This window comes from Pseudomonas sp. FH1, from assembly GCF_000510895.2.
GTDB classification, from domain to species: domain Bacteria; phylum Pseudomonadota; class Gammaproteobacteria; order Pseudomonadales; family Pseudomonadaceae; genus Aquipseudomonas; species Aquipseudomonas azotoformans_A.
On sequence record NZ_AOHM01000133.1, the window covers coordinates 235,264 to 245,733 of the forward strand.

11 protein-coding genes are annotated in these 10,470 nt (G+C 62.1%); 4 read left to right on the forward strand and 7 right to left on the reverse strand.

Annotation, left to right across the window (positions count from 1 at the left end; all coding sequences use genetic code 11):
- Window positions 1-3 precede the first annotated feature (3 nt).
- From H096_RS31040 to H096_RS31065, 6 genes are all read right to left on the reverse strand, one after another.
- Complete coding sequence (locus tag H096_RS31040) at window positions 4-192, reverse strand: hypothetical protein (RefSeq protein WP_010210250.1); 189 nt, start codon at window positions 190-192, stop codon at window positions 4-6.
- Between the two features lie 111 nt (window positions 193-303).
- A complete protein-coding gene (locus H096_RS31045; RefSeq protein ID WP_156717540.1) occupies window positions 304-1,038 on the reverse strand; it encodes an ABC transporter permease in 735 nt (244 codons plus the stop codon).
- A gap of 23 nt (window positions 1,039-1,061) precedes the next feature.
- Window positions 1,062-2,261: an ABC transporter substrate-binding protein gene (locus tag H096_RS31050; protein WP_033903022.1), complete on the reverse strand. Its 1,200-nt coding sequence runs from the start codon at window positions 2,259-2,261 to the stop codon at window positions 1,062-1,064.
- Window positions 2,248-3,051, reverse strand: a complete 804-nt coding sequence (locus tag H096_RS31055) for an ABC transporter ATP-binding protein (RefSeq protein WP_033903023.1) — start codon at window positions 3,049-3,051, stop codon at window positions 2,248-2,250. The genes H096_RS31050 and H096_RS31055 overlap by 14 nt, the downstream gene beginning before the upstream one ends.
- Window positions 3,048-4,109 carry an acyl-CoA dehydrogenase family protein gene (locus H096_RS31060; protein WP_033903024.1) on the reverse strand — a complete coding sequence of 354 codons (1,062 nt, stop codon included), beginning with the start codon at window positions 4,107-4,109 and terminating at the stop codon, window positions 3,048-3,050. The genes H096_RS31055 and H096_RS31060 overlap by 4 nt, the downstream gene beginning before the upstream one ends.
- A 33-nt stretch (window positions 4,110-4,142) precedes the next feature.
- Window positions 4,143-4,703: a carboxymuconolactone decarboxylase family protein gene (locus tag H096_RS31065; protein ID WP_033903025.1), complete on the reverse strand. Its 561-nt coding sequence runs from the start codon at window positions 4,701-4,703 to the stop codon at window positions 4,143-4,145.
- A gap of 102 nt (window positions 4,704-4,805) precedes the next feature.
- Here H096_RS31065 and H096_RS31070 point away from each other — a divergent pair, with 102 nt between their 5' ends.
- Window positions 4,806-5,711 carry an AraC family transcriptional regulator gene (locus tag H096_RS31070; protein WP_033903026.1) on the forward strand — a complete coding sequence of 302 codons (906 nt, stop codon included), beginning with the start codon at window positions 4,806-4,808 and terminating at the stop codon, window positions 5,709-5,711.
- Here the strand turns inward: H096_RS31070 and H096_RS31075 are convergent.
- Window positions 5,708-6,619 (reverse strand): LysR family transcriptional regulator, encoded by a 912-nt coding sequence (locus H096_RS31075; RefSeq protein ID WP_033903029.1) that lies wholly within the window; start codon window positions 6,617-6,619, stop codon window positions 5,708-5,710. The genes H096_RS31070 and H096_RS31075 overlap by 4 nt on opposite strands.
- A gap of 118 nt (window positions 6,620-6,737) precedes the next feature.
- Between H096_RS31075 and H096_RS31080 the strand changes: the two genes are divergently transcribed.
- From H096_RS31080 to H096_RS31090, 3 genes are all read left to right on the forward strand, one after another.
- Window positions 6,738-7,733 (forward strand): aldo/keto reductase, encoded by a 996-nt coding sequence (locus tag H096_RS31080; RefSeq protein WP_033903030.1) that lies wholly within the window; start codon window positions 6,738-6,740, stop codon window positions 7,731-7,733.
- Between the two features lie 131 nt (window positions 7,734-7,864).
- Entirely contained in the window at window positions 7,865-9,859 is a 1,995-nt protein-coding gene (locus H096_RS31085; protein WP_033903031.1) for a methyl-accepting chemotaxis protein, read from the forward strand.
- An 81-nt stretch (window positions 9,860-9,940) separates the two neighbouring features.
- Complete coding sequence (locus H096_RS31090) at window positions 9,941-10,399, forward strand: SRPBCC family protein (protein ID WP_033903032.1); 459 nt, start codon at window positions 9,941-9,943, stop codon at window positions 10,397-10,399.
- The last annotated feature ends 71 nt before the right edge of the window (window positions 10,400-10,470 follow it).

Genomic DNA, 10,470 nt, shown 5'->3' on the forward strand with positions numbered 1-10,470 from the left:
CCCTTAGAGCTTGACCTTGCGGCGCATGATGCCGTTGATCACCACCACGACCACTGCGACGGCAATGGCGATGGTCTGGAACGTCTTCTCACTGATAACCCCGGTGTTCTGCAAGTAGGACAGGCCAAACATCGTCGCCAGTACGGCCAGGGCAATCAGAATCGAATATTTCAAACGTTGCTTTTGTGTCATGACGGGTTCCCGAACCTGAAAAATAAAGCGTCGAACCTGCCCTGCGCGCAAGGGCGAACAGGTCCGACAGGCGCTCATGTTACAGGCGATGAAAAACTTTGGCTCGACCAATCAGCCGGCGTGCACCCAACGCTGGTGCAGCCAGCGCGCCAAGGCATCCAGCGCAAAGCCCAGCAACCCGATCAACAACACCATCGCCATCAGCTCCGAATAGGCCAGCCGATCACGGGTGTCGAGGATGTAATAGCCCAGCCCGGCACTGACCCCGAGCATTTCGCACGGCACCAGCACGATCCACAAAATGCCGATGGCCAAACGCACGCCGGTCAGCACATGCCCGACCACACCGGGAATGATCACCCGGCGCAAGGTCTCCCAGCGCGTCGCACTCAGGCTGCTGCTCAGCTGTAGCCAGCGCGGGTCCAACTGGCGTACGCCGGCCGCGGTGTTGAGCATGATCGGCCACACGGCGGCAAACGCCAGCAGGAAATAGATCGGCTGGTCCCCTACTCCCATCAGCATCACCACGATGGGCATCCACGACAGCGGCGAGATCATGCGCAGGAACTGAAAGGCCGGCGTGGTCGCCGCTTCCAGCGTGCGCGAACGGCCCACCAGCAGCCCCAACGGAACGCCGATCACCAAGGCCAGGAACAACCCGACAAAAATGCGCTTCAGGCTCACCGCAATATGCAGATACAGCTCACCGCGTCCCAGCAATTCCCACAGGCTACCGAAGGTGGCGGCCAGGGAAAAACGCGCAGACAATCCATCCGTCGCGCCGAACACCTTGACCCCCAGCCACCAAAGCAACAGCAACCCCGCCAAGCCACTCAACCCGAGCAACTAGCCCGGGATTTCACGGTTGTTCAAACGCCGATCTCCTCTTGCCGCGCATAGCCGTCCGGCAAGCCAAAGGTCTTCATGCCGCCCACGGCCTCGATGGCGTTGCGCACGAAACGGTCGTCCACCAGGTCCTTGGCGACGAACGCCGGGTCGAGGTCAGCGAGGAATTTCTTATCACCCTCGATCAAGGTGTCTTTCAGGCGCCGCACCAGTTCCTCGGTGTAGCTGGGGAATGGATACGGCTGGAAGTCGATGCGGTGTTCATCCCAATTCCCGTGCTGGATCGCACCGTCTGCCAGGTAGGCGGCACGGTCGGCGGCAGCCGGCGCCAACACCTTGCTCAATACCGGCTCGGCATGCGGGGTGTAGCGGTTCGGGCCGTCCTTGGACAGCAGCTTCACCGCTTCTTCGCGGTTGTCGCGGGTCCAGACCTGCGCCTTGACGATGGCGTTCACCACCTTCTGCGACCACTCCGGGCGATTGATCAGGTCGTGTTCGTGCATGAACACCACGCAGCACGCGTGGTTGCGCCACACGTCGCCGGTAAAGCGCTGCACGCGGCCGACCTTGAGGTTTTCCGCCAGGGCATTGAACGGCTCAGCGACGATGTAACCGTCGATGCGCTGGCTGGCCAGGGCCGGTGGCATGTCCGAAGGTGGCAACACGATCAGGTTGACCTCATTGGCCGCAATCGCACTGCCCGCCGCCCGCGCCACTGGCGTGAGGCCGTTGTCACGGAACAGTTGCTGCACCACCACGTTATGGATCGAGTACCAGAACGGAATCGCCACTGATTTGCCGCCCAGTTGCTTCACATCGGTGATGCCCGGCGCCACGGTCAGGCCGGAGCCGCCCACATGGTTCCACGCCACCACCTTGGCCGGCACCTTGCTGCCATAACGTGCCCACACGGTCATCGGCGACAGCAGGTGAATCACATTGACCTGGCCCGAGATAAACGCCTCGATCACCTGCGCCCAACTGCGCAGCAACACCGGGCGTTCGGCCTTGATGCCTTCGGCTTCGAACAGGCCGTTGTTGTGCGCCACCAGCAGCGGCGTGGCGTCGGTTATCGGCAGGTAGCCGATGCGTACCGGTGCATCCGGCTCGCTGGCGGCGCGGGCTTGCAAGCTGCTGAGCAGCGGCAAGGCACCGGCGGCGCTGAGTACGGCGGAAAGTTTGAGAAAGTCGCGGCGCGAATGGGTCAGGTCATCCAGGCACATGGGCAGGCTCCAGCAGATCAAGGGGGTTGGTTTGAGGGCGGCTCGCCTGCCGTAGGGTTTTAAGGATGTCGATACGCAGCGCGCCGATGGCTTCCACCTGTTCTTCGCGGGGTTGCGGCAGGTCGATCAGCCATTCGCCCAACGTCCGCGCCGGGCGGTTACCCAGTAGCAGGATGCGGTCGGACAGCAGCAGCGCTTCGTCAATGTCATGGGTGATCAGCACTGCCGCCGAGCCTTGCTCGCGGTTGACCTTGAGCAACAGGTGCTGCATATCGGCGCGGGTTACTTCGTCCAGGGCGCCGAAGGGTTCATCCAGCAACAGCACCTGGGGCTGGCGTGCCAGGCAGCGGGCCAACGCCGTGCGCTGGGCCATGCCGCCGGACAACTGCGCCGGGAAGTGCTGCCGCGCATGCTCCAGGCCGACGGCGGCGATGGCATGGTCGACGCGCTGGCGGCGCTCGTCAGCGCTCAGATGGGGTTGCCGAGCGAAATCCAGGCCGAAGGCGACGTTCTTTTCCAGGTTCAGCCAGGGCAGCAGGCTCGGGTGCTGGAAGGCTACCGCCACGCGTGGATGAGGACCGTTCAACGGCTCGCCCAGCACGCGCACACTGCCGCCCTGCGGTGCCTGCAAACCGGCGAGGACGCGCAACAGGCTGGACTTTCCCACGCCGCTGGGACCGAGGATCGACACCACTTCACCGGGTTGCAAGTGCAGGTCGAAGTGCTGCAACACCGGCCCGCTGGCATAGCCCAGGCAAATCCCCTGGGCACTCAATACGGCCGCTGTCATAGGTTGGCCTGCCGCTGCAGTTCGGTACGCAATTGCACCAGGCTTGGCGTCACGATCGGCACAAACGCCGATTCACGCCAACGTCGTGCGAAACCACTGCCGTGGGCGGTGAGATAAGCCTTGCCGCCGCTGGCCTGCAACTCCAGCTGCACGGCGCTGGCGGCGGTCTCCGCCAGGGCGATGCGCAGCTTGAACAACGGCACCGGTTCGGCGGCAAAACGCCCTGCCAACAGGCCACTTTTCAAGTCGTTGACCAAATGGTCCAGGGTCACGCGCAGGGTTTCCAACTCTTCGCGCAGCACCGTGCGGGTCGCGCCCAGGTGGTTGGCGACTTCCGCCAGGGAACGACGCGCCAACCCGATGGACATCCCGCACTGCAGGCCCAGGAACGCCGGGCGCACCGCCGGCAGGAATTTGCGCGCGTCTTCGTGCAGCAGCCAGTCGCGACTCAGCTCCACGCGTTCCAGATCCAGGGCCGCCGTATTGCTTGACTGCAAGCCGAGCAATTCCAGGTCGCGAGAACGCTGCAAACCCGCCACCGAGTCCGGAATCGCCAGGATAAACGGCGCACCACCGCCCGCGTGCTCAATGGCCGCCGCCGCGACAAAACCGTTCTTGCGCAGGTTGGTCACCCAGTGCAGGCGGCCGTTGAGGGTCCAGCCGTCGTTGGACGGTTCGGCGCTGATCTGCAGCGCCTCGATGCCCGACAAGAACTTCATCGCGTTGGACAGCCCCGTCGCCCCCGCCAGCTTGCCGCTGAGCAAATCGGGCAGCAGCTGTTCACGCAGCCGCGCATTGGGACTCTGCAGCAGATACTCGATAAACGAGCGCTGGCCCCAGCACACGAATGCCGCCGCCAGGGAATGGCTGGCAACGTTGGCGATGGCCTCTACGGCGCCCGCCACATCACCGCCCAGGCCGCCCAGATGAGTCGGCACGCCGATGCGTAATACGTTGGCCTCTGCCAGCCGTGGCAGCACTTCCTGTGGATCGCAACTGCCCACGTCCAAGGCCTGCGCCTGGATGTCGAGCCAACGGCTCAAGATGGGGTCAAGCATTCCTGTTTCTCCTTTACAGCAGGTGGGCCAACTTCAACTTGCGGGCTTTTCCCAACGATATTGCGCCAGCTCCGGGTTGAGTGGAGTACGAGCAAACACGTTAGCGAAGTTGCACAAGGTTGCCAGGCTGACGCCCAGAATCACCTCCAGGGCCTGGCCTTCGGTGTAACCGGCGGCGCGGAATGCGTCATAGCCCGCATCACTCACATCACCCCGGGTGGCGATCACTTCGCGGGTGAAGGCCGCCAGGGTTTCATAACGGGCATCGGGCAGCTCGCCACGTTGACGCAGGGCTTCGATGACGCTTTCCGGCAACTTGGCTTTGTTACGCGCGACGGCGGTGTGGCCGGCCACGCAGAAATCGCAACCGTGAGTGGTGGCGGCAATCAGTTGGACCACTTCGCGGTCGGCCAGGCCCAGTTCAGATTTGGCGTTCAAAGCGGAGACGGTGATGTAGGTTTCCAACGCGGCGGGCGCATTGGCCAGCACTGCCAGTAGATTGGGAATGAAGCCCGAGCCTTTCAGTGCGTTTTCCAGCAAAGGCTTGGCCGCTTCCGGCGCAGTTTCAGGGGTGAGCAAGGGTACACGGGACATGGAGGGGTCTCCTGATGAGTTCGTGTACCCAGTCTGTTGGTTATAAAAAATCGCCTCAATAGTCTAAAGTAGCGATTACTTGCTCTTGAGTCTTTCCATTAGATGAATTCGTCCAGTGCACTTGTCGATTGGTTATTAGACAGCCTCGAACTCGACACCAGCCTGTTCCATGTGGGTCGTTATTGCGGCGACTGGCATGCGAGCACCCATGGCCTGGCGAGCGCGAGTTTTCACCTGATTGTGCAGGGCCAGTGCTGGCTGCATATCGACGGCGACGCCACGCCTCATCGCCTCGATAACGGCGATGCGGTGTTCCTGCTGCGCGACCTGGAATATCGCCTCTCCGGCGAGCCCACGGCGGTGGGTGCGCAGGAATGCCCGCGTGTGCCAATGGTGCCCCTGGAAAGCGCCGCCCACGATGGCGTCGGCCTGGTGTGCGGGTTCTTTCACTTCCAGTCCGGTCTGTCGGCGATGATCGTCGACACCCTGCCCGCGTGGATCATCCTGCGGGCGGGCGATCCCTCACTGACTGCCGCGCGCAACCTGTTCGAACTGATCCTGCAAGAATGCCAGCGCCTGCCTGCGCCCTCTTCGGCCTTGCTTGAACGGCTTTGCCACTTGCTGTTTCTGTATGTACTGCGCCAACAGGTGCTGGACAACAGCGAACTGGGCGGCCTGGCGGCACTGGGTCGGCAGCCGGCGTTTGCCGGTTTGCTGGAACAGCTGATCGCGCACCCGGCCGATGCCTGGACCCTGGAAAGCATGGCCGCTTGCACCGGGCTGTCGCGTTCGGCGTTTTTCAAGCGCTTCAATGAACTGTGCGGGCAGTCACCGGGGCAAGTGCTGCTGATGATGCGCATACGCCATGCCTGCCAGTTGTTCAAGCAGGACCAGACGGTGGCGGATGTCGCGCTGGCCGTGGGTTATCAGTCGGTGGCGGCGTTTACCCGGGCGTTTCACAAGGTGACGGGGCAGCAGCCTGGAGCCTATCGCAAGGCACAGGCTTAGCGGCGCAAGCCGGTGCCGGGAGCGGCGCAGAGTTCGACCAGCCAGTCCACAAACACGCGTACGCGCTGGGACAGTTGGCGGTGCGGAGGATACAGCGCCGTCAAGGCCATGGACGGCACGCCAAACCGGGGCAGCACTTCCACCAGCGTGCCTTGGGCCAGTCGCTGCCTGGCGTGATAGTACGGCGCCTGGATCAACCCATAGCCCGCTTCGCAAGCGCAGAAGTAGCCGTCGGCGCTGTTGACCGCGACCACCTTTGGCAGGTTGAGCGTACGCAACTGGGAGGCGAGTAGAAACTCCAAGCCAAACCGTTTGCCGCTGGCGGCCGAGACGTATTCGACCATCTGATGGTGGGCCAAGTCGTCGAGCGTTTCGGGCACCCCCATACGCTCAAGGTAAGCGGGGCTGGCCAGGGTGATTTGATCCATCATCGCCAGCGGCCGCGCCACCAGCGAATCATCCAGCGCGAGGCCACCGCGCAGCACACAATCGACGCCTTCACGGATCAGGTCAACCGGCCGGTCATTCAAGCCGATTTCCAATTCAATCTGCGGATACAGTGCGGTGAACGTGGGCAGTGCGGGTATCACCAGAAAACGGCCGATGCCCGACGGCATATCAATGCTCAACGTGCCGCGTGGGTTCTGCCGACTGGCGGAAAACACCGCTTCAGTTTCCTCAAGGTCCGACAGCAATTGCACGCAGCGCTGGTAATACGCAGCGCCATCCAATGTAGGGCTGACCTGCCGCGTGGTGCGTTGCAACAGTTGCACGCCAAGGTGCGCCTCCAACTGCTTGATCAGTACGGTCACCGAGGCGCGGGGCAGTTGCAGGCTGTCGGCGGCCTTGGCAAAGCCCCGCAGTTCGACGATCCGGGTGAACACGCGCATCGCGTTGAAACGGTCCAAGCGTCGGCTCCTTGAGCTGATTATTTAGAAATACCGAATAGTGTTAGTGCTTTTAGCCGGTTTATCCCGATTTTGTCGAGCGTGACAATGCAGGCCTTCCCAACCAGGAGCTCTCCCCATGCACACTCGTCCACTCGGTAACAACGGCCCACTCGTCTCCGCCATCGGCCTCGGCTGCATGGGCATGAGCGATTTCTACACGCCCGGCAGCGACACCCGGGAAGCCACCGCGACCCTGCACCGCGCGCTGGAACTTGGTATCAACTTTCTGGATACCGCCGACATCTACGGCCCGCATACCAATGAAGCACTGATCGGCAAAGCCATTGCCGGCAAACGCGACCAGGTGTTCCTGGCCAGCAAGTTCGGCATCGTGCGCGACCCGGCCAACCCGGCGCTGCGTGGCGTCAACGGGCGTCCCGAGTACATCCGCAAGGCGATTGACGGCACGCTGCAACGCCTCGGCGTGGACACCCTGGACCTGTATTACCAGCATCGTATCGACCCGCAGGTTGCCATCGAAGAAACCGTCGGCGCCATGGCCGAGTTGGTGCAACAGGGCAAGGTGCGTTATCTGGGCTTGAGCGAAGCGTCCGCCGCCACCCTGGAGCGTGCCCACAAGGTGCATCCGATCAGCGCCCTGCAAAGCGAATATTCGCTGTGGAGCCGTGATCAGGAACACAACGGCTGTCTTGCCGCCTGCCAGCGCCTCGGCATTGCCTTTGTACCTTATAGCCCTCTGGGGCGGGGCTTCCTGACCGGCGCCCTGCAAAGCCCGGATGACTTCAGTGCAGATGACTATCGCCGCTTCAGCCCGCGGTTCCAGGGGGAGAACTTCGGCAAAAACCTGGAACTGGTGAAGCAGGTGCAGGCACTGGCCGCCGACAAAGGCGTGAGCGCCGGGCAACTCGCACTGGCCTGGGTGTTGGCGCAAGGTAACTTCATCATTCCGATTCCTGGCACCAAGCAGCGCAAGTACTTGGAAGAGAATGTGGCCGCCCTCGCGATCCACCTCAACCCGGCCGAATTGGCGGCGCTGGAAGCGATCTTCCCCGTCGAAGCAACCGCCGGCCTGCGTTACCCGGAAGCGGTCATGGCCATGCTGGATATCTAAGCGAAGGAGCGCCCTCAACGGGCGCTTTTTTCTTGCACGATCGTACCTAAAGCTCTTCCTCGCCAAGCCGATATCCCGACGAAGCTCTAACAAAGCCGCGTCGGTCATAAACGCTTCGTAAGGACGACCCCATGCCCCCACTGCGCTCCATCCAAGCCCGCTATACCCTGTTCCTGGTGCTCTTCGTCCTGGTGTTATTTGTGTTGACCGTCGTGGGTATCGGCCAGTTGGTCGCGCCCACGCTGCGTCACACCGAAGAACAGGTGGTACTCAATCGTATCGCCGAGGTGGCTGAACAGATCCAGGGCGAGCTGAACAAGGTTCAGTCACAGCAACGCAGCATCACCCAGACGGTCCCGTTGCTTGACAGCGATGCCATCGACAAGGTCCTGCCTGGCCTGGTCGACCAGTATGGCGAGCTGAAAGTCTTCGGCGGCGGGATCTGGCCGTTGCCCAACCAGCGCACACCGGGGCGTAACAAGCACAGTACGTTCTGGCACCGCGATGCCTCGGGCAAACTGGCCGTCAACACCTTCTGGAACAGCGACCCTGCGCCCAACTATTACGACCAGAGCTGGTACAAAGGCGGCCTGGCCTCCCCGCGTGGGCAATGCGCTTGGGCCGCCGCCTATAAGGACGACGCCAGCCAGGAGCCGCGCACCAATTGCGCCATGGCGATCCAGCGCGACGGCGTGCCCTACGGCGTCGCCACCATCGACGTGACCCTGGGTTTCTTCAATGACCTGGTGGCCAGCAAAGAAAAAGACATCGGCGGGCAAATGCTGATCGTCGAGGGCGACGGCAAGATCATCAGCAACAGTTCGCGGATCAGCGGTCCGGTGGTGTTGAAAAACATCAGCGAACTTGCCGGAACCTCGGCGTTTGCTGCCCAAATCAGCAAGGCCCTGGTTAATCGAGACCAAGCGCTGCAACGCGGCGAATTCGACAACCAGGGCGTGGCCAGCACCTTCTATATGCGCCCGATCGCAGGCACACCGTGGTTCCTCGCCACCGCCCTGCCCACCTCTCTGATCACCGCCCAACGCGATGACGTACTCGGCACCCTGGCCCTGCTGCAAATCCCCATGGTGTTGTTGCTGGTGCTGCTCGCGGTGTATGCGATCCGCCAATTGGTGCAGCGCATGAAGTCACTCAAAGCCAATATCGACGCACTGTCTGCCGGCGATGCCGACCTGACGCGACGCATCACCATCCGTGCCGAAGACGAGTTGGGCGCGATTGGCCATTCGGTGAACCGTTTTATCGTCTACCTGCAGAACATGATCGGTGAAGTGACCCAGGCCACCGGCGCCATGTCGTCGAGCCTGGAGCAACTGCAGCGGACCTCGGCGCACACCAACCAGATCCTGGTGCGGCATGCCTCGGAGACCGATCAGACGGTCACCGCCATCACCGAAATGAGCTCCACCGCCGACACCGTTGCGCAAAACGCCGCCGAAACCGCCGCATTCACCCAGCGCGCCAATGAGCATGCCGATCGTTCCCGCGTGGTGGTGGGCGAAGCCTCCACCAGTGTCAGCGCCTTGATCGGCGAAGTGTCCAGCGCCACCCACAGCGTGGAAAACATGCGCCAGGACGCAGCACGCATCACCGAAACCCTTGGCGTAATCGGTGCGATTGCCGGCCAGACCAACCTGCTCGCCCTCAACGCGGCAATTGAAGCCGCACGCGCCGGCGAGCAAGGCCGGGGCTTTGCGGTGGTGGCCGATGAAGTGCGTGCGCTGGCGGCACGCACCCAGGCCAGCACCTCGCAGATCAACGACATGCTCACGCGCTTGACCGCTGGCGTCAGTTCCTCGGTGGCCGCCATGGAAAACACCCAGGCCAGTTGCCAGTCGGCGGCGGATGCCACGGCACGGGTAAACACCGGCCTGGATGAAATGGCCGGTTCGGTTAGCCATATCAACAACCTCAGCACCCAGATCGCCACAGCGGCCGAGCAGCAGAGCGCGGTGACCGAGGAGATCAACCGCAGCATGGTGCAGATCCGACAAATGGTCGAAGAGCTGGTACAGAGCGGCCATGCCACTGAAACCAATACCCAAAGCCTGCTGGAGGCGAATGGCCGGGTGATCGCGTTGATGGGTCGATTCAAGGTGCAGTGATAAACGGCTGAAACACTCCCGTGCAATGTGCGGGAGTGGGACTATTCTGACAGTTCCTAGTCGCAACACAGGAGGTGTGCCATGCGAGCTGCCGAGCAGTCGGTCCGTTTGGAGCGGATCAGTCAGGAACGCTTTATCCGAGCGCCTATCGAAGCCGTCTACGACTATGTGACCCAGCCGGATCGCTGGCACGAATGGCATCCCACGTCCCTCAGTGCCGACACCGGCACCACCGGTTCACTGCCCGCAGGCGCACGGTTTACCGAGTTCATCGACCTGCTGGGGGTGCGTGTCCCCATGAGTTACCGCGTGCAGATCGCCCGGCGCCCTGGCGAATTCAAGACGGTGTTTACGTCCCTGGCCGTGGATGGCTCCATTCACTACTTCCTGCTGCCCCATCAGGGCGGCACGCTGTTCAAGCGGGTGTTGACCTACGAAACCGAGCTGCAACTGGCCACTTTGCATGAGCGCATGATCGAGTTGTCGACCATTGCCCTGGACCAGTTGAAGCATCGCCTGGAAAACCCACCCTTCGTATAATTTGGAAACATTCCCAACCGGTAGGAGCAACTGTCTTTGAGGATTTATTTTCAAAATAATCCTTTCGGACA